Source organism: Sorangiineae bacterium MSr11954 (assembly GCA_037157815.1).
Classification (GTDB): Bacteria; Myxococcota_A; Polyangia; order Polyangiales; family Polyangiaceae; genus Pendulispora; species Pendulispora albinea.
In genome coordinates, this window is sequence record CP089984.1 from 8371576 (window position 1) to 8394517 (window position 22942).

At 66.5% G+C, this 22942-nt stretch carries 18 protein-coding genes; 9 read left to right on the forward strand and 9 right to left on the reverse strand.

Features of this window, described 5'->3' with window-relative positions; all coding sequences use genetic code 11:
• Nucleotides 1–2 precede the first annotated feature (2 nt).
• Nucleotides 3–2585: an Hsp70 family protein gene (locus tag LZC94_32400; GenBank protein ID WXB12536.1), complete on the forward strand. Its 2583-nt coding sequence runs from the start codon at nt 3–5 to the stop codon at nt 2583–2585.
• Nucleotides 2586–2594: 9 nt separating this feature from the next.
• Nucleotides 2595–3443: a hypothetical protein gene (locus LZC94_32405; GenBank protein ID WXB12537.1), complete on the forward strand. Its 849-nt coding sequence runs from the start codon at nt 2595–2597 to the stop codon at nt 3441–3443.
• Between the two features lie 22 nt (nt 3444–3465).
• Here the strand turns inward: LZC94_32405 and LZC94_32410 are convergent, their stop codons facing one another.
• Nucleotides 3466–4773: a serine/threonine protein kinase gene (locus LZC94_32410; GenBank protein WXB12538.1), complete on the reverse strand. Its 1308-nt coding sequence runs from the start codon at nt 4771–4773 to the stop codon at nt 3466–3468.
• A 127-nt stretch (nt 4774–4900) separates the two neighbouring features.
• Here LZC94_32410 and LZC94_32415 point away from each other — a divergent pair, with 127 nt between their 5' ends.
• A complete protein-coding gene (locus LZC94_32415; protein ID WXB12539.1) occupies nt 4901–6040 on the forward strand; it encodes a VWA domain-containing protein in 1140 nt (379 codons plus the stop codon).
• Between the two features lie 14 nt (nt 6041–6054).
• Here LZC94_32415 and LZC94_32420 read toward each other — a convergent pair whose 3' ends face one another.
• On the reverse strand, nt 6055–6438 hold the full coding sequence (locus tag LZC94_32420) for a response regulator (GenBank protein WXB12540.1): 384 nt from the start codon (nt 6436–6438) through the stop codon (nt 6055–6057).
• A gap of 276 nt (nt 6439–6714) precedes the next feature.
• Here LZC94_32420 and LZC94_32425 point away from each other — a divergent pair, with 276 nt between their 5' ends.
• The gene (locus LZC94_32425; protein WXB12541.1) at nt 6715–6996 is read left to right on the forward strand and encodes a DUF427 domain-containing protein; all 282 of its coding nucleotides are present in this window, start codon (nt 6715–6717) and stop codon (nt 6994–6996) included.
• Between the two features lie 234 nt (nt 6997–7230).
• On the opposite strand, the gene LZC94_32430 is transcribed toward LZC94_32425, so the two are convergent.
• The gene (locus tag LZC94_32430) at nt 7231–8979 is read right to left on the reverse strand and encodes a hypothetical protein (protein ID WXB12542.1); all 1749 of its coding nucleotides are present in this window, start codon (nt 8977–8979) and stop codon (nt 7231–7233) included.
• A 143-nt stretch (nt 8980–9122) separates the two neighbouring features.
• Here LZC94_32430 and LZC94_32435 point away from each other — a divergent pair, with 143 nt between their 5' ends.
• Together LZC94_32435 and LZC94_32440 are read left to right on the forward strand one after the other, a co-directional pair.
• Nucleotides 9123–9827: a hypothetical protein gene (locus LZC94_32435; GenBank protein WXB12543.1), complete on the forward strand. Its 705-nt coding sequence runs from the start codon at nt 9123–9125 to the stop codon at nt 9825–9827.
• Nucleotides 9828–9882: 55 nt separating this feature from the next.
• The gene (locus LZC94_32440; protein WXB12544.1) at nt 9883–10143 is read left to right on the forward strand and encodes a hypothetical protein; all 261 of its coding nucleotides are present in this window, start codon (nt 9883–9885) and stop codon (nt 10141–10143) included.
• Between the two features lies 1 nt (nt 10144).
• On the opposite strand, the gene LZC94_32445 is transcribed toward LZC94_32440, so the two are convergent.
• Nucleotides 10145–13159: a DEAD/DEAH box helicase gene (locus tag LZC94_32445; protein ID WXB12545.1), complete on the reverse strand. Its 3015-nt coding sequence runs from the start codon at nt 13157–13159 to the stop codon at nt 10145–10147.
• A gap of 373 nt (nt 13160–13532) precedes the next feature.
• Between LZC94_32445 and LZC94_32450 the strand changes: the two genes are divergently transcribed.
• Nucleotides 13533–15689 carry a S9 family peptidase gene (locus LZC94_32450; GenBank protein ID WXB12546.1) on the forward strand — a complete coding sequence of 719 codons (2157 nt, stop codon included), beginning with the start codon at nt 13533–13535 and terminating at the stop codon, nt 15687–15689.
• 410 nt (nt 15690–16099) lie between these two features.
• On the opposite strand, the gene LZC94_32455 is transcribed toward LZC94_32450, so the two are convergent.
• The 3 genes from LZC94_32455 to LZC94_32465 form a co-directional block, all read right to left on the reverse strand.
• Entirely contained in the window at nt 16100–17218 is a 1119-nt protein-coding gene (locus LZC94_32455; GenBank protein WXB12547.1) for a hypothetical protein, read from the reverse strand.
• Between the two features lie 45 nt (nt 17219–17263).
• Nucleotides 17264–18583 (reverse strand): right-handed parallel beta-helix repeat-containing protein, encoded by a 1320-nt coding sequence (locus tag LZC94_32460; GenBank protein ID WXB12548.1) that lies wholly within the window; start codon nt 18581–18583, stop codon nt 17264–17266.
• Between the two features lie 184 nt (nt 18584–18767).
• Nucleotides 18768–19208 carry a DoxX family protein gene (locus tag LZC94_32465; protein WXB12549.1) on the reverse strand — a complete coding sequence of 147 codons (441 nt, stop codon included), beginning with the start codon at nt 19206–19208 and terminating at the stop codon, nt 18768–18770.
• A 228-nt stretch (nt 19209–19436) separates the two neighbouring features.
• Between LZC94_32465 and LZC94_32470 the strand changes: the two genes are divergently transcribed.
• Complete coding sequence (locus LZC94_32470; GenBank protein ID WXB12550.1) at nt 19437–19859, forward strand: helix-turn-helix transcriptional regulator; 423 nt, start codon at nt 19437–19439, stop codon at nt 19857–19859.
• 69 nt (nt 19860–19928) lie between these two features.
• Here LZC94_32470 and gloA read toward each other — a convergent pair whose 3' ends face one another.
• Together gloA and LZC94_32480 are read right to left on the reverse strand one after the other, a co-directional pair.
• Nucleotides 19929–20312 (reverse strand): lactoylglutathione lyase, encoded by a 384-nt coding sequence (gene gloA, locus LZC94_32475; protein WXB12551.1) that lies wholly within the window; start codon nt 20310–20312, stop codon nt 19929–19931.
• 9 nt (nt 20313–20321) lie between these two features.
• Complete coding sequence (locus tag LZC94_32480; protein WXB12552.1) at nt 20322–21545, reverse strand: acyltransferase; 1224 nt, start codon at nt 21543–21545, stop codon at nt 20322–20324.
• A 285-nt stretch (nt 21546–21830) separates the two neighbouring features.
• Here LZC94_32480 and LZC94_32485 point away from each other — a divergent pair, with 285 nt between their 5' ends.
• Nucleotides 21831–22895 (forward strand): SGNH/GDSL hydrolase family protein, encoded by a 1065-nt coding sequence (locus LZC94_32485; GenBank protein WXB12553.1) that lies wholly within the window; start codon nt 21831–21833, stop codon nt 22893–22895.
• Nucleotides 22896–22942 lie beyond the last annotated feature (47 nt).

The window sequence follows — 22942 nt, forward strand, 5'->3', positions numbered from 1 at the left end:
GCATGTTCGTCGACCGTCCCGTTGGCATCGACCTTGGTACGACCAACTCCGAGATTGCGCTCTGTCATCCTTCGGAGCGACGCATTCACCTTTACACGGATCGCTTTGGTCGCAAGACCATGCCTTCGGCCGTCGCCTGGGATCCCAAGACGCAGTCGCTTTTGGTCGGTCACGCGGCCCGCGCCCGCCGCACCCGCGCGCGCACGCAAGGCGACGCCATCGTGGAGTCGATCAAGCGCAAGATGGGGCAGACCGTCAAGACCATGGTCGGCCCCAAGGCGCTCTTGCCGGAGGAGATTTCGGCCGCCATTTTGACCGAGCTTTGCGCGCGCTTTCGCGAATACCTCGCCGCGGACGCCGAGCCGGAGGTGGAGATGCGGGTCACCCGCGCCACCGTCACCGTCCCCGCCTACTTCGATGCCCCGCAGGTGGAGGCCACCCGCCGCGCCGCCGAGGCGAGCGGCCTGGAGGTGCTCAGCATTTTGCAAGAGCCGACGGCCGCCGCCATCCACGCCACGTGGAAGCACCGCCTCGGCGACGGCACGTTCCTCGTTTACGACTTGGGCGGCGGCACCTTCGACGTCTCCGTCGTGCGCTGCATCGGCGGTGAGTACCAGGTGCTCGCCATCGACGGTGACAACTACCTCGGCGGCGACGATTTGGACCGGCGCTTCGCCGAGCACCTGCGGGCCGACTTGGTGAAGCGCGGCTACACCCTCGATCTCGACGTGCGCCAGAGCCCCGACGACGCGGTCCGATGGTCCAAGCTGGTCCACCTCGCGCAGGAGATCAAAGAGTCCCTCTCCACGCGCGACGTCGTGCACGTCTCCAAGCAGGACATGTTCGACGATCAAGGCGGCGAGAGCGTGGCCTACGAGGCCGAGATCGGCCGCGCCCACTACGATGCCGTGGTGGCGAGCTTGATCGACACCACCTTGGTCTGCTGCGAGCGCGCGCTGGAGAAGAGCCAGAAGATGGCCGGCGTCGGGATCGCGGAGATCGATCACGTGCTCCTGGTGGGCGGCTCGACCCGCGTACCCCGCGTGGTGCAGCGGGTGACGGAGGCGCTCGCCGCCAAGAGCAAGAACGGCAAGCCGCTGCAAGACGAGGTGGACACCTGCGTGGCGCTCGGCGCGGCCATCCACGCGGCGCAGCTCGGCGGGCTGCGCATCGGCGACGTCGATAAAAAGACGATGGTCTCCTTCGTATCGCCGCTGGTCGGTCAGGGAAAGCACCTGCGCCTCGGGGTGCGGGTGGAGCAAGCGCCCGAGGGCACCCAGGGCCTCGCGGTGCGCGAGGGCGAAGGTACGCTGGCCGAGGCGGCGGTCGCCATCGGGCAGCAGGTTCGCCTCGATGTTCCGCTCGGGGAGCAGGAGGAGAACCCCGCCGTTCTCGCGCTGGTGGGCAAGGATGGCGGCACCTTGGTGGAGCTGAATTTCAAGCTGTATCGAGGCGATGCGCGGCCCCGTGCGAGCGCGCTCAGCCGCCCCAGCGTGATCGCCAAGGACATCGCGCTCGAGGTCGTCCGCGCAGGGCGCCGGGAGCGGCGGGTGCTCTTGGCGCATGGCACCGGGCTCCCCGCCAAGGTCAAACGCGAGTTCTTCACCATGGACCAGAGCGGGAGGGTGGTCTTGCGCCTGCTGCAGGACAGGCTCCCCATCAAGACGTTGGTGATCGAGGTGCCGGGCGACACCAAGGTGGGCACGCGCGTCGATCTCGAGCTCGCGTGCGACGAGTCGATGCGCATGCACGCGCGCGCCGAGGTCGCGGGCCAGGAGCTCTGGGCGCTGGTGGAGGCGCCATCGGCCGCCCGCTACGAAAAGGTGGAGGCCATCCTGGCGCTGCTCGACGAGGCCGAGCAAGCGGGGCGCGCGCTCTGGGGCGCGTATGGGCAGATTTACCAGCGCGAGAGCGAGCGGCTCATCACCTCCATCCGGGAGCTCATCGCCATCGATCCCGACAAGTGCGATGCGCTCTGCCAAAAGCTGCGCCTCTTGGTCGACGAGTTCCGCGGCGGCGAGCAGGAGGAGATGACGCCCCCGATGCACCGCTTCGAGCAAGTGCTCAACTCCTTGCGGCGCATCGTGTACCGCGCCACCGGCTCGCTGGTGGGCATGGACCGCGCGGCGTGGGAGGAGCGGATTGGGCGCATCGTGGCCGAGGCCGAGCGCGCCTACGAGGCGTCGGACGGACCGAGCTGGCGGCGCATCTTCAACGAGACGCAGGCCCTGGTCGAGACCGCGTACCAAGAGGAGCTCTCCTCGGTGCGCCACGACGATCCCTCGTACCTCGCGCGCCGCTTCGCCACGGTGTTCGCGTGGACCTCGCGGCTCGAGCTGGAGCTCGAAGACTTCCAACCCTCGGCGGCCGAAGAAGTGCGCCCCGTGCAGGTGGCCGAAAAGGAGCGCCTCACGGCCTGGCTCCGCGAGAAGTGCGCCAAGCCGCTCGCGGCGCTCGACGGCAACGGCGACGCCGCCCAGACGCGGCGCACCTTGGAGCAAGTGGCGTCCGAGCTCGAACGCATCCAAGCGGCGCTCGAGCGCATTCCCTCGATCGGCTTGGTGACCGATCGCGGAACCCGCTGAGGGCGCGCCATGGCCATGCTCCACTCCTTGGCGCTCGCCGCCTTGCGGGCCGCGATCGAGATCGGCAGCGTGCGCGAGATCGAGCGCGTCATCCGCTGGTGGCGCTCGCTGCGGGGCGGCGTTCACGACGACGAGCTGGCGTCGATCGCCGCCGATCTCATCGACCAAGGCATGCCCGATCTCGCCGCCAAGCTGGCGCGCGCCGAGGTCCACCGCCGCGAGCGCGCGCGGTCGCTCTACCTGCTCGGCCGCTGCCTGGAGCTGGCGCGTGGCGCGGTGCACGACGAGGCGCTCGAGTCGTTTCGGCGCGCACGCGCGCGCGCCGCTCAGGAGGGCGACCCGAACCTGGCGTGCGCCGCGGGGGTGCGGGTGGTGCAGCTGCTGGCGGCGGACGAGCTCACGGCCGCGCAAGCCGTTGCCGAGGCCATGAAGATCGATCGTGCGGCCCTGCGCGGCGCCGAGGAGTCGCTCTTCGTCGACGCGGTCCTCCTCGGCTCCACCAGCCGCTTCGTGCGCGCCGGCGCCCTCGCCTCGCTCACCGATCTGGCGCGGCGCGAGCCCGCCTTCTGCGAGCGCGCCGTGATCCTCGGAGCCCAGCACGCCGATGCGCGGGGACAGGCCTTGAGCGCGGTGGAGGCCGAGCGGCTGATCGCGCTCCTTCGATGCTGGCCCGACGAGCGGCAACGCGAGGAGCTGGAGGCGCGGTTCGATGCGCAGCGCCGGCGCGCGCGCGAGCTCGCGACCTCGGACCAGCTCGGGCGCGCCCTGGTCGAGGCCGCGCACCGCATGGCCGCGCAAGGCCGCCGCAGCACCGCCATCGCCTACTTGCGCGAGGCGCGCGCGCTCGGCGGCCCGTAGTCTCTCTGGTTTACTAGGCTTTCTAGCCCTCTTCGACGGCCCCTGGCTCGTGAGAAGAGACGGGATCGCGCTCCGTGAGAATGCGCTGACGGTGCGAGTCCTCGATGGAGTACGCGGGCTCGCGCGAGGCGCTGCTCATGGGCGGCGGGATGGTCGACGCCGGGCTGCTCGGGCTGCTCTCTTCGTCGAAGAACACCGGGATCTCCGTCGACGATGCCTCTCCGGGCGGGCTAGAAGGCGATACCGAGGGCGACGCGCGGCCACCCCCTCCCCCGCTCCCACTCTTACTCGACGAGCTCCCGGACGAGCTTCCTTTTCGGTAGAGCACGGCCAGCTCGTGGAAGCGTTGGCGCAGGTAAGCAAGACGCTCACTCGTGGGCTCTTCTCGCACCTGCGGACTGGACTCCGACGTGGCGTGCTTCAAAGACTCCAGCGCACGGGCGAAAGCTCCAGCGGTGGGGTAGCGCGCGTCGCGCGACGGAGCCATGGCGCGGGCCAGCACCGGGGTGATCGACTCCGGCAAGCTTGGCTCCAAGCTGCGGATCGGCTTGGGATCGGCGGCCGCGATCGACTTGAAGATCTCGCTGAAGTGGTTTCCCTCGAAGGGCCGCACCCCGGTGAGCGCCTCGTAAATGATGGTGCCGCATGCGAAAATATCGAGCCGTCCATCGGGATCGCGCTCGCCGCGCGCTTGCTCCGGGGCCATGTAATAGGGCGTGCCGACGGCGTAGCCGGTTGCGGTGAGCGCATCCAAGTTGTCATCGTCGCTCAACAAAAACCCGTCGAGCTTGGAGGCGCCGAAGTCGAGCACCTTGACCAGCGCTTCGCCGCCCACCGGCCGGCAGACGAAGATATTTTCCGGCTTCATATCGCGGTGAACGATCCCCTGCGCGTGCGCGGCGTGCAGGCCGCTCAGCACTTGGGTCATCATGGTGATGAGCGCCGACAGCTCCAGCTTGGGCGTTCGCTCCAGCCGGTCGGCGAGCGTGTCGCCGAAGAGCCGCTCCATGACCAAAAAGGGAGTTCCGTCGTCGAGCGGGCCGACGTCGTACAGCGCGCACACGTTTGGATGCGCGATGGCCGCACCTGCCCTGCCCTCGCGAAGGAAGCGCTGGAGGATCACATCGCTCGCGGTCTTATGGGGAACCTTGATGGCGACCGTGCGCCGCAAGGTCCGATCGATGGCTTCGTAGACCGTGCCAACGCCGCCGGAACCAATGATGCTTCGCACGAGATACTTTCCCGCGAGCACCTTGTTGATCAGGCTCCGTTCGTCGCGCGGCACATGATCCGACTCCAAGGACGGCAGTCGGGGCGGTCTGCTCACCACGGGCGCTACGTTACCAGGGACCGACAGCGCCTCCGTAAAATCCGCCTTCCTCGGCTCCACATTTTTCCGATGGCGGCGGTTCTACCGCGGAAGCAGGCCGGGAACGGGCAATGCATTGAAGCGATGCATGGGCTATCGCGCGCTCTCGATTGTTGCGTCCACACTCGTTACGCTTGGCTTCACGGTGGTGGCCTGCGGCGGCAGCGATGAATCGGGTTTCGGCAATCCAAACGATCCCAATCGGCAGGACCGTAACCCCGGGGGTGAGTTCGGCAATCCCCTGGCACCTGGAGGTGTCTTTGCGGCTTGTGCGACGTCCACCGCGGACGCGGCGCTCACGCCCGCCAACCTGGTGATTATGTACGACCGCTCGGGAAGCATGGGGGACCCGAACAACAAGCCGCCGTTCGATCCGAATTTGAAGTGGAACCCGGTGGGCCAAGGGATGACGACGTTCTTGTCCGATCCCGGCTCGGTGACCTTGAACGCGTCGCTCCAATTCTTTCCGGTGGGCGAGACCATCGAGGAGGTCTGCTCCTACGACTACGGCAAGCCGGGGGTGACCCTCACGCCGCTCACGCAGAGCAACTCCTTCGTCGACGCCATCCAGAAGACCAAGCCGCAGGGCGGTACGCCGACGCTCCCCGCGCTGCAGGGGGCCATCAAGTACGCGAAGGGCATCGCGACGCAAAAGCCCAGCGACACCACGGTGGTGGTCCTGGTCACCGACGGCGAGCCGGGGATCTCGGTCGACGATCGCTTCTCGGAGGGCTGCACCAACAACGATATCCCGCACGTCGCCGCCGCCGCGCGCGACGCGCTCCGCAACACGCCATCCGTTCGCACGTACGTGATTGGCGTGGGCCCGTCGCTCGAGAAGCTCGACGCCATCGCGGTGGCGGGAGGAACGGGGCAGGCCATGATCGTCGACGTGCAAGATCCCGCCAAGACCACCGCGCGCTTTCAAAAGGCGCTCGAGCAGGTGCGGTCGCAAACCTTGTCGTGCGACTTCGCCATTCCGCCGGCGCCGCCGGGGCAGTCGCTGGACGCGAACTTGGTGAACGTGGTTTACGCGTCGGGCGGGAAATACCAGGTGCTCGACTACAGCCGCGACTGCGCGAACGGCACCGGGTGGCGCTACGATCAACCCACGGCGCCGACGAAGATTTCGCTTTGTCCCACGAGCTGCAGCGCGGCGCAGTCCGATCGCAACGGGCGGCTCACCCTCGCCTTCGGCTGTTCGACCCAAGGAGGCGTCATCAAGTAACGACCAAGTGGCGGCTAATTCGAGCGACGGTCGGCGTAGCGCGAGACGTTGTCGAGCAAAATGTCGAGGCTCAAAGGCTTCCGCACGACGCCCGACACGCGCATGGTATCGGCGCGCATGGCGACGTCGCCGGAGGCGGAAACGAGGACGACCGGGATGGCGGACAGCGAAGGATCCGCTTCCTGCGCGGCGCGGAACTCGGAGCCGGACATGATGGGCATCATCAAGTCGAGCAAAATGAGATGAGGGCGCTTGGCCCCGGGGCTCTGCAAGTACGCAAGCGCTTCCTCCCCATTTCCAGCGCTCGCCACCTCGTAGCCTTCTTCCTGCAACGCCCCGGTCACCGCCTCACGTATGTCGACGTCATCGTCGACCACGAGCACGAACTTGGTAGTCACATCCGGGATGTTATGCCGTGGAGTCGGCACCGCCAAGCACAGCCACGGTCGACTTTCACGCAGTTCATCTCCCGTTGTCTCCACGTTGCTTCGATGACGGCGCAGTTTCGCACCTCAGCCATGGCAAGGGGTGGCCGCTTGGGATGGGGTGGCCGCTTGACGCAGCGAGGGAACCGCGGCCCAAGCCCAGGCGTGGGTTTAGGTGAGGGTTGCAGTGGCATGAAAAGCGCTTGACGATCCGGCGCCCTGAACCCAACGTCGGAGCTTACGAGACCGATGAAGGCGATTTGGAATGGGACGGTCGTCGCGGAGAGCGATGACATCGTGGTGGTTGAGGGGAATGCCTATTTTCCCAAGGCCTCGTTGGACCTGAAATACTTCCGGCCAAGCGCCCGCCACACAGTCTGCGGATGGAGAGGCGTGTGCAGCTATTACGACCTCGTCGTCAACGGTGAAGAGAATTGCGGCGCGGCCTGGTATTTTTCGACGCCGAAACCCGCTGCACAACGGCTGGCCGGAAGGGTCGCGTTTTGGCACGGGGTGAGCGTCGAGCCGTAGGCGTTTCTGGGCTTTTGCGGCGGGCGTTTCGGCTTCCGGCGGGCGTTCCTGGGTTTTTGCGGCGGGCGTTTCGGCTTCCGGCGGGCGGTTCCCGTGCTTCCAGCGGGCTGCGTTCCCTATGCTTCCGGGGACGGCGCTTTCATGCTCCCCCGCCCCAATCCTCCCCCTGACGGGGAGAGAGCGTGATGAGAACGTGGAGCGCCGGGTTTAGACGGGCCGCCGCGATGCGATGCGTCATTTCGTGTCTTTGAAGAAATTTGCCAGAAATTTTCTTGTGAATTGATCGAAGGCGTCGTGGGCGATTTGTTCGTAGACGATTTCTTCGGGGCGCTCGGCGCCGCGGATGGAGTCGGTGCGGGGGACGCGCCAGGTGGTGTACTTGAACTTGTAGGGGCGGGAGTCGCCGGGGATGCGGAAGGTCACGTCGAAGGTGACGCCGATGCCGACGAAGACACCGCGGGGAACATCGGATGTTGCGGTCCCGCCAGACCACTCGCTGGTGTGCTCGATGAAGAGGGTCGGGACGGTGGGCTCGGGGAGAGGAGCGTCGGGCTCGGAGAGTGGCTCGCCCATGGTCACGTCGAGGATGTCCTTCGGGAACACCTGGCCGAACTGCTCCACGATGATGCGCCCCGCATAGGTCTCGCGCGACCGCGCGTGGGCCACATCGAAGTAGCGCGTGGGGAATGACTGGCCGCCCATGAACATGCGGCTCTTGCCGACGGCCGTGTCGGCCTTCTCGAGCGCCTTGCCGATCTCGCGCTGGAAGCGGACCTCGACGCGCGGACCTTTGCGCTCGGCGAAGCCGAGGAGGCGCTCGATGAAGGCGAGCGCCGTGGGATCCTTGGGGTTGGCCATCGGCCGGTACGACTCGAAGGCGGCGGCGTAGACCGCGTGCTTGGCGGTTTGGATCTCGGCGGCCAGCTTGTGATCGGGCCGGCGCTTCTCGAAGTCGTTCAGCGCGCTCACCGTGCCCGCTTGCTTGGTGGTCGCGAGCTCCGCCAGCATGGCCTGGCGCAGCACCGCGCTCACCTCGTTCTGAATCTTGATCTGCGGGTGCGCCTGCATGTACGCCTCGATGGCGTCCACCGTCCCCACGCGCTCCGCCTCGCGCAGCTCGGCGCGCGGGAGCAGCACGGTCTCGACCTCCGCGCGGTGCGACGAGCCAGCGGCGCCGCGCGCCAGGTAGGCGCGGTACGACGCCACGTCGTTCTTCGTCTTGGCGGTGGCGAACATGCGCTCGTCGCTCCACGCGTTGCGCCCCGTCCAGAGCGCGTGGCCCACCGCGAGCCCCACGATGGGCGCGACCAGCCACGCGCGCGACCACACGGGCGTGGCGCGCGCGATGGGCGTCTTGGGCACCAGCGGGCTCGCGAAGCCGCCGTCCTGCAAGGGGTCGATGGCGGCGATGGCCTTGGGCCGTATGCTCTCGCGCGCGGACGTGGCCTCGATGTGCTGCGTGCGCGCCGTGTTCAAGCTGCGCAACGCTCGCTCGGCCTTCTCCTTGTCCGGCGCCGGGAAGACGAAGCGGGGGCCGCCTTCGAACGAGAGGACGAACTGCCCCGCGGTCGGCCCCTCCACGTTCTTCAACTCCGCCAGGTGGTAGACGCGCATGGTGTGGCGGCGCGCATCGATGACGCCGATGGGGAAGACGTAGACGCCGGGCTTGTAGGGGAGCACCCGAACGGCGCGCCACACCGCGAGCGCGCGCACGATGCCGAAGGCGATGAGCGCAACCAATACGTATGCCGCCACCGTCCACGTTCGCTGAATGGCGAATGGGCTATCGAGCGAGCCGTATCCGAGCCGATACAGGATCAGGAGCAAAAGGGATGCGACGGCGCTCAGCCCCAGCCACGCATAAGGCTCCTTTGGACCGACGTGCACCTCCAGAATGGGAACGGGCATACCGCTCCCCCGCACCGACCCTAGAAAGCGCTCTTGAACAGGGCGCGTCAGCTTATAGAAGTCGACGATTTGCATCCCGCGCGAGCCATACTCTCGCGGGTTCGACCAGAAAGCCAATCCCTCTAAATGTTTGCCCCCATTGTCCCGTACCGTCCGATTTATATATCGAGCCCTGATGGCCCCGTTTTGGCCGATCGCCCGCCCGGAGCCCGAGCCCCGTGACATACCCGACCATCCTTTTTGCAATTGGAGTTGCATGTGCGGCCGTCGCCGCGGCCTTCGGCGGAGCTTTCTGGCTGCTTTTGTGGCCGGCGGTGAGCTTCTGGACGGTGGTGCTCCTGGGCTACGCGGGGCGGCGCCCGGGGCTCGTGGGCAAACGGGTGGACGGCACCATCGCGTTGCATTCCTTTCTCTTTTTCCTCCCCTTCCTCCTGTTCTCGCAAACCTCGTGGAGCGTCTTTCGGTTGCTGGTGCGCGAGGACGCCGCCAACGAAGTGGTCCCCGGCCTATGGATCGGCCGTTGGCCAGGTGAAGCCGATCTGCCCGCCGCGGTCGGGCTGGTGGTGGACGTCACCGCCGAGCTCCCCGTGCGCCGCCGGGTGGTGCACGCCGGGCGCGCCTATGTCTGCCTGCCGGCGCTCGACGCCTCGGTGCCGGACGAAGCGCTCTTTCGAACCATGATCGATCGGCTCGCCGGCGATCCGCGCGGGCTCTTCGTGCACTGCGCGTTCGGGCACGGACGCTCGGCCATGGTGGTGGCGGCGCTGCTCATTCGGCGCGGTTTGGCGCGGGACGCGATGGAGGCGGAGAAGATGCTCAAGGCGAAGCGACCTCTCGTCTCGATGAGCGCGCGGCAGCGCGACTACGTGCGCCTCGTGGCGACCCGAGCGGCCGTTGCGACGGGGGACACCGGGCCGGGTTGATGTTACGGTGGTCGGGATGTCCGATTCATCCACCATAGAGCGCCGGTTCACAGGCATGCTCGCCCGTATTTTCTCCGACGGTGTCGTCACCGACGAAGAGCGCACCGAGTTGTGGACCGCGGTCACCACCGGCGGCCTCGATGCAGCCCGCGTCGACGCGCTGCTCGTCGACTTTCTGCAAAAGAGCTTCTCGCACTTCTCCGCCGACGGCCGCCTCACCGACGGCGAACGCAAAAAGCTGCGCCTCATCGTCAACGAGCTGGCGCTCTCGCAGGAGCACCTGCCCCCCGCCATCCAGCGCGCGCTCGATAGCTGACTTACTCGAGCAGCGCCAGGAGCTCGTCGCGCGTAATCCCGCCCGCGTGATCGGCATTGCCGAGCGCGACGTCCGCCAGCGCGCGCTTTCGCTCCTTGAGCGCCAGGATGCGCTCCTCGACCGTGTCCTTGGTGACCATGCGGTAAACCATGACGGGCCGGTCTTGTCCGATGCGGTGCGCGCGGTCGGCGGCTTGATCCTCCACGGCCGGGTTCCACCACGGATCGAGGAGGAAGACGTGGTCGGCGGCGGTGAGATTGAGCCCGGTGCCGCCGGCTTTCAGGGAGACGAGCATCACCGGGGGCCCGTCCTCGGCTTGGAACTCGGAGACGACCGCGCCGCGATCGCGGGTGGCGCCATCGAGGCGCGTGTACTTGATGCCGGCCCGGCCCAGGTGCGGCTCGAGCAGATCGAGGAAGCTGGTCCACTGCGAGAAGACGAGCGCCTTGTGGCCCTCGGACGTGGTCTCCTCGAGCGCCTCCAAGAGCCGGTCGACCTTGGACGAGCTCTCCGCTTTTTGCCCGGGGACGAGCTGCGCATGGCACGCCGCCTGGCGCAAACGAAGGAGCGCTTCGAGCGCGGCCAGCACATTGCCGCCTTGGGAGAGCGCCAGCGCCACGTCTTTCTTGGTGGCCACGCGCACGGCGTCGTAGACGCTGCGCTCCACGTCGTCGAGCTCCACGTGGAGGATGGCGTCCGTGCGCGGGGGGAGCTCGGGGAGCACCTCGCGCTTCATGCGGCGGAGCACGAAGGGCCGGATCTTGGCGCGAAGTCGGCTCGCCGCCGACGGATCGCCCACCGAAATGGGGCTGGCGTAGCGCTCTTGGAAGTCGCTCCTGCCGCCGAGGAGCCCCGGGTTGGCGAAGTGCATCAAGCTCCAGAGCTCCTCGAGCCGGTTCTCCACCGGCGTGCCGCTCAGGGCCACGCGAAACGCTCCTTTGAGCTCGAACGCGGCGCGGGCGGTCTGGCTCGTGGGGTTCTTGATGGCCTGCGCCTCGTCCAGGATGACGGTGTCCCACGACTCGCTGGAGAGCACCGTGGCGTCCAGACGGAGCACGGCGTACGTGACCAAGGTGACGTCGGCCGAGCGATCGAGCTCGCGCTTGACCCCTTGGTAAATGTGGGTGCGAAGCCCCGGGCGAAAGCGCTGGATCTCGTCGGCCCAGTTGTAGACGACGCTCTTGGGGCAGACGACCAAGGTGCGGCCGGACACCGCGCAGATGGTCTGCAAGGTCTTTCCGAGGCCCATGTCGTCGGCGAGGACGGCCCCGAGCTCGGCGTCGCGCAAGAACGAGAGCCAGTCGACCCCCACCCTCTGGTACGCGCGCAGATCGGCGAAGATCCCCTTGGGCAGATCCGCGTGCGGGATGCCCGCGAAGCCTTCGACCAACGGCAAGAGCTTCCCCACGCCCAGCGGCTTCGGGGTGTCGAGCGCGTCGCACAGGGCGCCCAGCTCGGGGAGCGCGGCGGTGGGCAGCTTCTTCTCCGGATCGCGCGCGGCGAGGAGATCGGCCACCAGGTGCCCGTGCTCGTTGAGCCACTGCGCGGGCAGCGGCGCCCATCCTCCTCCTTGCAAGGGCACCAGGTCGAGGCCATCGCGCCATGCGCGGATCACGGCCTCGGCATCGGCGCGCCGGCCGGTCGCGGCCGACGGCGGACGCGAGCCGCGCGCGTTCCCGTCTTTGTCCAGCGCGGGGCCATCGGTCGCGGGGTCGACCTCGAAGATGACGTCGAACAAACCGTTTTGCAGATCGAGGCGCGCGCTCAGCGCATGGTTCTCGAACACCTTGGCGTGCGCCTCGTCCCCCGTGCGCTGCTGCCAATCGCGCAGCTTGGCGGCGAAGCGAATGGCCTCCGTTCCATCGAGGTCGACCCGGCGGCCGGGCACGAGGTTCAAATCGTCGCGAAGACGGAGGATCAGCTCGCGCTCTTCATCGCGGCGGCGGACGGGGACGTCCTTGCCAAAGAGGGTGACCGTATCGCCGTCGACGCGCGCGATCGGCGGATCGCCATAGACGAGGGTGGGCAGGATGGAGAGCGTATGGCCTTGGTGCGACAGGTCCATCGCGATGCGCGGGCTCAAATGCGCGGCCTTGCGCGGGAGCTTGTTCGTCTTGATGACGACGGAGAAGCCCTTCTCGAGCTCGGGGATGACCCGGGTCACGAGCTCCGTCTCGTGCGCGCGCGGGAAGGTGCGCGCGAGCGGTAGGCGCTCCAAGAAGTCGCCCGTGGTGGTGGTCTCCGTGAGCGGGCGGAAGGTGTCGGGTGCGGCGGGGGCGCCCTCGGCCCTGGGGGTGCGGCAGCGCGCGACCCCCATGGCCACGAGCTCCGCCATGGCGGGGTTCTTCTCGATGCGCACCACGAAGCCGCCGCCCGGTGCATCTTCGACGACGGCGCGCGGCGCGAGCCCCTCGCCCGAGACGCGAACGGGTGTGCCGTCGAAGGTCACCACCGCGTCGTGCGAAAGAGCCTCGAAGATGTCGCCCACACGCGCGAGCGGCACCACATCGCGCGCGGGCGAACCGAGGATGCGGTCGATGAGCAAATCTTCGTGCGTGGGTGAAAATTCGGTCGGACCGCGACCGCGGCCCAGCTCGGAGGCCAGGGTGCCCCCAAAGGGCTCCTCGCGCCCATCGTCGTGGATGACGACGCGCGTCAACGTGAGCAAGCGCCGCTTGGTGCCGAGCCGGTAGACCAGGCGCGCGGTCTTGGCGGGAGCTTGCGGGATGTCGCTCCCATTTTCCCCTTTTGCGCAAGTGATGGCCGCGGCCGCGACATGGGCACAAGGGTCGACCTTGCTGCCGCAATCGCACGACCACTCGTTGTCCTCCACATACAGAATCACGGTGGGGGCGATGGGATGCCCCGGCGCGCGAACGCGCACGGTCACCTCACCGGAATCATTGGCAGAAGCCCGCGTGACCGACGTGACGGAGTTCTCGCGAACGAGCTTGACGCCCTGCGACCAAATGGCGGGCAGGGCTTCCTTCTTGATCGTCTCGAGCAGTCGACGCATGGTGCCTACTCTTTAGCCTCATCAGCCATGTTGGCGCACACGTCTTTCGCGTCCCTCGTGCGCCACGTGGCCCGGCGCGTCAACTTCCACGGAATTTTCTTCGACTTTCGCCAGAAGTGCGAAGTCTCGTCTTGTGGCCTCTCGCGCTGCGTGAAAGAAGGTTGCTTTGATGCCTCAGCCATACAACCGGTCGCGTTCCTCTTGGACTCCTCTTTGTTCGGCCGCGCTATGCGCTCTTGCAACCGCATGCGCTGGAACATCGGCGGGCACCTCCACTCCGGCACCTTCCGCGCCGCGATCTGCGGTATCATCGTCGCCCTCTTCTGCATCCCCGCAAACCGCACTGTCACGTACGCCCCTCAGCTCGTCACCCGTGTCCAATTTCCCCTACGAGTTTGCCCTTACCCGCGGCTACACGCTTGGTGCGCCGAAGAACCTCGTGCCCACCGAAGATGGGCGCATTGTTCTCTTTTTGCGGGCGCGCGCGCGCGACGCGAGTCAGTCGCTCTGGGAAACCGATCTGACGACCGGCCAGACGCGCGAGCTCCTTCGCCCCGAGGCCTTGAGGTCCGGCCCGGAGACGCTCTCGGCCGAGGAGCGCGCGCGGCGTGAGCGCCAGCGCATCAGCGCGGCAGGCTTTACATCGTTTCAGCCCACGCACGACGGCAGCAAGATCATCGTGACCTTGTCGGGCCGGCTCTATGTGCTCACGCGCGCCTCGGGCGAGGTTCGCGAGCTGCCGACGGGAAAGGGCGCGGCCATCGATCCGCAGCTCTCGCCCGACGGAACGCGGGTGGCCTACGTGCGCGACCACGACGTTCACGTGATCGGGCTGGACGGCGGCAAAGAGCTGCGGGTCACCCAAGGCGGAACGGAAGGAAAGCCGAATGGCCTCTCCGAGTTCATCGCGCAAGAGGAGCTTCATCGCTCGCGCGGCTTCTGGTGGTCACCCGACGGACAGGAGATCCTGTACGAAGAGGCCGATCTCTCCCCCGTTCAGCGGCTGACCATCACCGATCCGGCGCACCCCGAGAAGCCGCCGGAGATCCTCCCCTACCCGCGCGCCGGCACGCCGAACGCCATCGTGCACTTGGCCATCGCGCCCGTTCCCTCGGCCAATGGGAAGGCGCCCGCGAGCGGACGCGTGCGCAAGGTGTCGTGGGACGCGACGCGCTACCCCTACTTGGCCACCGCCACCTGGACCAAGAACGCGCCGCCAACCATCTACGTGCTCGATCGGGTGCAACAAAATGGTCTGGTCTTGGCGATCGATCCCAAGACGGGGGCCACGCACACGCTGGTCACCGAGCAGGACAGCGCGTGGCTCAACGTCGATCCGTCGGTGCCCCGCTGGCTTCCGGACGGCAGCGGCTTCCTCTGGTCCACCGAGCGCCGCGGATCGTGGGAGCTCGAGCTGCGCGACGCGCGCGGCGAACCGCGATCGGTGCCCGTGCCCGCCGCCATCGGCTACCGCGCGCTCTTGACCGTCGATCCGGACAAGCACGTCGCCTATGTCTCGGCGTCGTCCGATCCCATTCGCGCGGAGGTGTGGGCCGCGCCGCTCGACGGCAGCGCCGCACCGCATGCCCTGGCCCGCTCCGAGAACGGCGTGGTGCACGCGTTTTTTGGTGAAGGGTCGCACACGTTTGCCTTCGTCGAGGCCACGAAACAAGGCGACCGCCGCTTTGGCGCCCGCTCGGTCGACGGGAAATCGCAAGCCACCATCGGCTCGATGGCGGAGGCGCCGCCCTTCAATCCGCAGGTCGAGTTCACCACGGTCGGGGTGGGCGACGAAAAGTTCCACGTGGCCATCGTCCGCCCGCGCAACTACGACCCCAAGCGACGCTATCCGCTGATCGACGCGGTCTATGGCGGTCCGCACTCCAACGTGGTGGTCGCCGACGGGCTGGCCTACCTGCGCGCGCAATGGATCGCCGACGTAGCCGACGCCATCGTGGTGGCCGTCGACGCGCATGGAACGATGTGGCGCGGCCGCACCTGGGAGCGCAAGCTGCGCGAGCGGCTGGGCGAAGTTCCGCTCGAGGGTCATGTCGCGGCCATTGGCGCGCTGGCCAAGGCGCACCCCGAGATCGACGCCACGCGCGTGGGCATCTACGGGTGGTCCTTCGGCGGCTACCTCACGTCGATGGCCATCCTCCGCCGGCCCGACGTCTTCAAGGTCGGCGTCGCGGGCGCGCCCACCGTCGACCAAGCCGACTACGACACCTGCTACACGGAGCGCTACCTCGGCATCCCCCCGAGCCCCGCCTACGACAACGCGTCGCTCCTCACGTGGGCCGCGCGCCCCCCGACCGCCGCCCTGCCCGCGCGCCCCTTCCTCCTCGTCCATGGCACGGCCGACGACAACGTCTACTTCTCCAACTCCCTCAAGCTCGCCGACACCATGGGCAAGTCCGGCCGCCCGCTCGAGTTCATCCCCCTCGTCGGCGTCACGCACATGCTCTACGCCCCCGACATCGCCGGCCCCGCCTGGACCCGCATGGCGAACTTCCTACGCGATCATCTGTAGGCGCCCGTTCAACGGAAGCGAAAAGCGTTCAACCGCAAGGACGCTAAGAGCGCTAGGGATCGTCGCTTATCTCCCTCTTTTGCGGCCCTTGAGCCCCTGGCGGTTGACTCATCGAAGACTTCAACCGCAAGGACGCCAGGAGCGCGAGAGATCGTCGCTTATCTCCCCCTTTTGCGGCCCTTGCGCCCTCGCGGTGAATTCATCGAAAGATTTCAACCGCAAGGACGCTACGAGCGCCAGGGATTGAAGGGGGACTCTAACTATCTCTTCCTTTTGCGGCCCTTGCGCCCTGGCGGTGGACTCATCGAAGACTTCAACCGCAAGGACGCTACGAGCGCCAGGGATTGAAGGGGGATTCTAACTATCTCCTCCCTTTGCGGCCCTTGCGCCCTGGCGGTGGATCCATCAATTCATTTGCCCGGCGCGCAGCTGCCCTGCAGCCCCTTGATCCATTCGTGGATGAGCGACACCGCCTCTTTGTGGATCAAGCTCCGACCCAGCTCGGGCATGGCGACGCTTGGTTCGGTGGAGTTCATACGGAAGGTTAGGATCGACTTGTCGGGGCTCCCCGGCACGATGTCATATTCGAGGCCGGAGCCCGCGCGCCCGGCGGCGACGGGGGCTTTGCAGACGCCGAGGCGGACCGGTGCGGTTTGGCGGAGATCGAGGAAGAGGCCGCTGGTGCGCGCTTCGCCGGTGGCGCTGTGGCAGTACGCGCAGTTGCCATCGAGGTACGAGCGGGCGCGTTCGGCTACCGTGCCCGACGAGGGATCGTCCCAGGGGACGAGACGGGGTGCCCCGCCCAAGGAGGCGGGCGCGCCTTGAAGTAGGCCGAGCTCGCGCCACTTGGTGAGCTGGTTGGCGAGGGTGCCGCCCTCGTAGGGGTGAGGGCGGTTCATCTGTGCCGCGTAGATGCCAATGGGGACCGTTTCTTCCCCTTTGGCGTGGCACTTGGGGCATTGGTTTACGTTGGGGACGAGGTAGTTCGCGCGCTGCGGTGCTCCGGATGCGTCGATGAACTCGATGGGCAGCGTTTTTCCACCCGGCGCCTGGACCGCGCGTTTTTGCTCTGTGTCCCACGAATAGACCATCGGCCTCCACTCGGTGCTCGTTCGGATGAAGAGGCGCGTCTCGATCCAGGTGACCTTCGACTTGGGATCGCGAAAGTCCTTGGGGAAGCCAAAGGACTTGGTGAGGATGGCCCCCGGCGGAAAGTCGAAGATCCCATCGTCGCGGTAGGTCATCGACGTACCGCGCGGGAGGTAGATGCTCCGCTCTTTGACCGCATAATCCGAAAAGAGCGGCGTGTTCAAATCGTAATGGACCGACTCCTTGGCCATCACGATCGCGCCGTCTTGGATGCGAACGAGACCGTACTCCTCCAAGGTCTCGTACGGCTGGATGACGTAGCTGCCGTCGCCGCCCGCGGGAGGCCCCGACGGAGGGTCGCTCGACGAGCTGCACGAGACCAACGAAGAAACGAACATCGCCGCAGCGAAGCCGACAATCCGATTTGCCATCACCATCATGGATGTACCGATGTACCGATGTATCAGGAACACATGTCTCGGCGATCACAGCCCCGGGAGGGATACGGGGGCGAGGCGCGGGAGCTCGCACTCGAGCTCGGGCGGGCTCATGACGCGGACCGCGCCGAGATCGATACCTTCCATTTTGTCGAAATGCAAATTGGCCCACACGGCCCCCGGGTTGTTCTTGAAACAAACCTTGAGCGGGTTGCCGGCCGGCGCGGGGGTCGGAGGCGTGGTCACGATGCCGTCGTAGAGCAGATCAGGCACCTTATCGCCTGGAAATTTCCCGAGCTTGAGGACGATGCCGAGCTTGTTGTCCTGGTCCGGGCTCGCCCCGCCGCCGGCGTACGTGTTGTCGTGGATGTAAATGTTGGACGGGAACGGCTGCTTGTAATTCGGATCGTCGATGGGCTGCTGCAAAATGAAATAGCTCAAGACCGACGTCTGCGCGGTCACGTTGTTCTTGAAGGTATTCTCGAAGACCTCCACGTTGGAATTCGCCAATACGAAGAAGCCCGTGCCCTTGGGGACGGCCGCGACGGTGCTGGCCGAAGGGGCGAAGTTGGCGGTGTTGTTGTCGTGGATGTCGTTCTTGAAGACGCGAATGTCGTGTCCGCCGGTCTGCGGCAGATGAGGCAGGTCGAACACGAGAATACCGCCCGTGTTGTCGTGCGCATTGTTGTTGTACACATCGGCGGTGAAGCTGTTCTCGATTTCGATGCCCGCCACGTTCTCGTAGACCTCGTTGTCGCGGACCACGATGTTCTTGGACTGCCCCACGTAGATGCCGGTGTCGACGGCGCCGATGGCGATGCTCTTCTCCACCAGCACGTTGGTCGACTCCACCGGATAGATACCGTAGGCGCCGTGTTTGGTTTTGTCCTCGGTGGTCCAATGGGTCTTCAGGCTGCGGAAGGTCACCCCGGTGCCTTTGAGCACCTTGATGGCGTTGCCCACCGAGTTCTTCACCGTGAACCCTTCGAGGCGAAGGTTGGTCACGTTCTGCGCGAAGATGCCGTCGTTGCCGCTCGTTTGCGCGCTGAAATCGATCACCGTCTTGTCGATGCCCGCGCCCAGGACCGTCAGATTGGAGACGTTGGAGGGCAGCGCGATCTGGTTGACGAACTTGAAGGTACCTTCGCCGAACTTGATTGTCTGCCCCGCTTTGGCGGTTGCGATTCGATTCTGCACCTGCTCCTCGGTGGAGCCCACCGCGAAGAAGGTACAGTTGTTCGCCGCCGTGCACGAAGGATCGGGCGGCGGAGACCCCGGCGAGTCGTCGCTGCTGCAAGCAGCGAGCAGGCCGAATCCGAGGGACGAGAAGACCAAGGCCGCGCAGCGGCAAACGAGCAGCATTCTCATATCGAGGAAGCTATCCGCAAATTGCTTGTATCTGCAAATACGAAAAACGCGCGCCCGGTGTTCCTCTCTACTTAACCCGCACGCGCGCGCGACGAAGAGGATAGCAGCGCGACGCGTCACGAGCTATGGCGGTGTCCCGCCGGCATGCAATCGATGGCGACGGGATGATAGCGGAGCCTATGCTCTAGGCGTGGTGGGGTACGGCTTGGCCCGACTCTTCCGCGGCGGTAGGCACCGCGCGGGCGCGGAGCATCGGCGCAAAGCTATCGCGGTAAGCCCAAGCCAAATAGATCTCGAGCGCGAGCACCACGACCGCGGGCCCCAAGCCCTCTGGCTCGACGGAGAGATGGTAGCCAACGACGTTGACAATGACGGGTGCGAGCAGGGCCAATGCGAGGGGAACGAATCGCCCGCTCAACAGAAGAACACCGGCGACGAGCTGCGTGGCCGCGAGCAGAGGATAGAAATACCCCGCCGCCGCCAGCCCGCCCGTGAATTGTGCGGCGGCCCCCGTAGGCGACGGCAAAGGCAGGAAATTCAGAAAGCCGTTCAGTCCGAAGAGGGCGAAGATGCCCCCGAAAAGAACGCGCGCAACAGCCGGGATTTTACCGACCAACGTGTCCATGGCAGTCTCCTGAATCGAATGAATTTCGGAGTGGACGAGGTCCAAAGCGCTGGACGAAGCCCACGGAGAAACCGCAACCAAAAGCACCCCGCCCCGCAGCTTTCCTGCGTTTTCGGAAGTCACTTCCCTTTTTGCGGTCACCCGGAAGCTTGTGTCCTGACCTTTCGGAGGTCAATAGCTTCCCTTTCAGAAGTGGGTTGCTACCTTCTTGGAAGGACTGGACTGAACATGACCCGCTACAGCCGAGCGCTTTGCCCGAACTACCAGGCCGCCGTGAATCTCATCGGCAAACGATGGACCGGGCTCGTCTTATTGATTCTGATGGATGGCCCTGCCCGCTTTGGCGAGCTGCTCGAAAAGCTCGAGGTGGTGGGCGACCGCATTTTGTCCGAGCGGCTCAAGGAGCTCGAGGCCGAGGGCGTGGTCGAGCGAAGGGTGCTCCCAACGCACCCCGTACGCGTCGAATACGAGCTCACCGAGAAGGGCCGCGCGCTCGCACCCGTGATCGATGCGCTCGCCAAATGGGGCGACACGTGGGTGTCGATCGACCCGAAGCAAGCTGCGGAGTTCGAGGCAGCGGCGGACGCCGAAGAGGCGGAAGAGAAAACGCCCTCGCGCCGCACCAAGCGCAAGGCCGCGGGCGCAGCGTAGACGAGCGCGAAGGATCGCTGGTGGCGCGGGCTCGGAGCGTTCGACGCCCCGCCGCCCGGAGCGCCGACGTCAGGATCGCTCGATCAGCTCGATCTTGTAGCCGTCCGGATCTTCCACGAAGGCGATGACGGTGGTGCCGTGCTTCATCGGGCCGGGCTCGCGGGTCACTTTGCCGCCGGCGGCGCGGATCTTCTCCACCGTCCCGTGGATGTCGGAGGTGGCGAGCGCGATGTGGCCGAAGGCGTTGCCGAGATCGTAGGTCGAGGTTCCCCAGTTGTAGGTCAGCTCGAGGACGGTGTTGGACTCTTCGTCGCCGTAGCCCACGAAGGCGAGGGTGAATTGGCCGCCCGGGTACTCCTTTTCGCGAAGGAGCTTCATGCCGAGGACTTCACAGTAGAACCGCTTCGACGCCTCGAGGTTGCCCACGCGGAGCATGGTGTGCAGCATGCGCATGCGCGCATCTTACCCCGACTCGGGCACGTTGGCGCGGCCCGTGAGCTCAGGAGGCGCCGGCGGCGCGATGGGCGCCGTGGCGGAGGGGTGGTTTCGGGGCTGGAAGCGATCCTTGAGGCGGAGAATGGGCTTCTCGAAGGCGTACCAGCTGGCGGTCGCAAAGGCGATGGCGACGCCAAACTTGGCCACGAGCAGCGCCACCGACGTGGCACCACCGGGGATGCTCTGCGGGTCGAGGATGTCGAGGCGCTCGGCGAGCTTGTCGACGAAGACGTCGGCCGGGCGATGGAGCAGGTACGTGCCGTAGCAGATCTTGCCGACGTATTGGAGCGGGGGCCAGCGCAGGAACGCCGTCGCCGCTTCATCCCGGCGCTGCAGCACGAAGGCGAGCAGCACCGTGAACGCGATGGCCACCAGCGAATATCCGAGCACGCGCCCCCAAGGCGTGGTCCGCGTCAGCACCCCGAGGGGAAACGCGACCAAACAGAGCGCCGCCACGACACCGAGCGCGCGCGCCACCGACGCGCGCGAGCCCACGGCGGACGGCTCGATGCGCAGGAGCAGCGCCAGGAGAGCGCCGTAGGAGATGCAATCCATGCGGCAGGGCGTCGCGAGGTATTGGATGCGTTCGTTCGAGGGCACCAAGAGCAGCGCCAGCAGCCGAAAGAGCGGCGCCAGGACGATGAGGCCCAAGAGCACCTTCTTGAGGCGCGCCGGATCGAGGGTGGCCACCACGAAGGGGAACACGATGTAGAACTGTTCCTCGATGGCCAACGACCAAATGGGACCGAGCACGTACGGCGGATCGTGGCCGATGGTCTCGGGGACATTGCCGAGGTAGAAGAGGTACCAAAGCGGCGAGCCGGCGCTCTGAATGAACGGCGTCTCGAAGTACGCGCCGGGCTGCGTGAGCGGAAAGAGCAAAAGACAGCCGGCGACGAAGAGGTAATAGAGCGGAAAGATGCGCAGCATGCGCCGCGCGTAGAAGTTGCGATAGAAGTGCGGGTCGCCGCGGGTGTCGAGCAGGATGCCGGCGATGAGAAAGCCGCTGATGACGAAGAAGAGATCGACGCCGACCCACCCGAGCTCCGCCAGGCTCGCCCATCGATGCAGCGGCCCTCGATCGGGCCAGAAGCGATGAACGAGCACCAGCGAAATGGCGATTCCGCGCAATCCGTCGAGCTCTCGGATGAAGCCCCGGGTCAGACTGTCTTTCACGTTCACCAATTGCATGAAGCTGCACCTCGGCCCCACCCTGGCCTGCGCCCCAACGTCACCTAAAGGGCTGCCAGAAATGTGCCGCGAACATGGATAAGGTGCTCGCAGGGCCTTCTTGGTTGCACGAAAGGCCATCTTCGTGCACCCGAGGCGGGATGACGCGAAGCGCGGTCCGGCGCGCGCTTCGGGGCAAAGTGCTACGGCTGAGAAATTGGCGCGAGCGCACGCGGTGCGCGCAAGCAAGGGAACGCGGGCAATTTCACGTTCGGTATGTGGATTGCTCCGCCCGGTTGCCTGCTCATGAGACGAATCCGAACGTGCAGCAAGCTGGCCTGCGGAATCCCAGCGACCACCGCGTTTCTGGTCGTGGCCGCCGCCGGCTTCTTCGGGGCGTGCAGCTCATCATCCGACGTGCACCCGCCCGCCGATGGTCCGGGCTCGGGGGATGGCGCGGCGGATCGCAACCAACCCGCGCGGGATGGCGCGAGCGGGTCCATTGGCGATCGCCCGGACGGAGACGTGGGCCTGGAGGACGCATCGAACCCCGCCGACGCGGGCCCCGACACTTCGGTGCCGCCGCCGCCGGGCGATGCGGGGCTTCCGCCTGCGGCATCGCTCTGGGCGAGCCCGGCCCTGCCCGCCTTCGACGCGGAGACGGTCGCGCACGTCCGGCAGGTGCGGGCGTTGGGGCAGACGAAGAGCAATCGGCCCGAGGTGGTGGGCAAGCTCGGGGACTCCATCACCGCCTCGTCCAGCTTCTTTTACGACGTGGGCAACAACGCGTATGCGCTGGGGAACTATGCCGCCTTGGGGCCGACCATCGAGGCCATTCGCGCGGTGCCGGTGGGCGGCGGGAAGAACGCGTTCAATCGGGACAGCTTGGCCGCAAAGGGCGGCTGGACGTCGGGCGACGTGCTGGCCGGCACCCCCAGCTATGTGCAGCGCGAGGTGGCGGCCATTCGACCCGGGTATGCCATCGTCATGTTCGGGACGAACGACGGCAACGCGGCGACCTTGGCGACGAACATGAATCGAATCGTCGACCAGCTCGAGAGCGAGGGGGTGGTGGCGGTGGTGAGCACCATCCCCGATCGAACGGACTATGCTGACGCCGGTACGCTCATTCGCGCGATCAACACGCAGGTGCGCAGCATCACCGCGCAGCGGCATGTGCCGCTCATCGATCTCTTCGCCGCCCTCGGGGCCTTGCCCAACGTCGGCCTCGGCCCCGATGGGGTGCACCCTTCGGTCGCCGCGCCGGGGACGTCGGGTTACTTCAACGATTCGGACCTTCAGTACGGCTACAACGTGCGGAACCTCACCGCGATTCAAATGCTCGACCGGCTTCGAGCTCTGCCCCAATAGGCACCGAAATGGGCACCGAGAAGCTCGAGCGCGGGCCCGCCGCCTTT

Coding starts and splice junctions, on each gene's coding strand:
- LZC94_32400 (WXB12536.1), top strand. CDS start 3: ATGTTCGTCGACCGTCCCGTTGGCATCGACCTTGGTACGACCAACTCC.
- LZC94_32405 (WXB12537.1), top strand. CDS start 2,595: ATGGCCATGCTCCACTCCTTGGCGCTCGCCGCCTTGCGGGCCGCGATC.
- LZC94_32415 (WXB12539.1), top strand. CDS start 4,901: ATGGGCTATCGCGCGCTCTCGATTGTTGCGTCCACACTCGTTACGCTT.
- LZC94_32425 (WXB12541.1), top strand. CDS start 6,715: ATGAAGGCGATTTGGAATGGGACGGTCGTCGCGGAGAGCGATGACATC.
- LZC94_32430 (WXB12542.1), bottom strand. CDS start 8,979: ATGCAAATCGTCGACTTCTATAAGCTGACGCGCCCTGTTCAAGAGCGC.
- LZC94_32440 (WXB12544.1), top strand. CDS start 9,883: ATGCTCGCCCGTATTTTCTCCGACGGTGTCGTCACCGACGAAGAGCGC.
- LZC94_32445 (WXB12545.1), bottom strand. CDS start 13,159: ATGCGTCGACTGCTCGAGACGATCAAGAAGGAAGCCCTGCCCGCCATT.
- LZC94_32455 (WXB12547.1), bottom strand. CDS start 17,218: ATGATGGTGATGGCAAATCGGATTGTCGGCTTCGCTGCGGCGATGTTC.
- LZC94_32460 (WXB12548.1), bottom strand. CDS start 18,583: ATGAGAATGCTGCTCGTTTGCCGCTGCGCGGCCTTGGTCTTCTCGTCC.
- LZC94_32465 (WXB12549.1), bottom strand. CDS start 19,208: ATGGACACGTTGGTCGGTAAAATCCCGGCTGTTGCGCGCGTTCTTTTC.
- LZC94_32470 (WXB12550.1), top strand. CDS start 19,437: ATGACCCGCTACAGCCGAGCGCTTTGCCCGAACTACCAGGCCGCCGTG.
- gloA (WXB12551.1), bottom strand. CDS start 20,312: ATGCGCATGCTGCACACCATGCTCCGCGTGGGCAACCTCGAGGCGTCG.
- LZC94_32480 (WXB12552.1), bottom strand. CDS start 21,545: ATGCAATTGGTGAACGTGAAAGACAGTCTGACCCGGGGCTTCATCCGA.
- LZC94_32485 (WXB12553.1), top strand. CDS start 21,831: ATGAGACGAATCCGAACGTGCAGCAAGCTGGCCTGCGGAATCCCAGCG.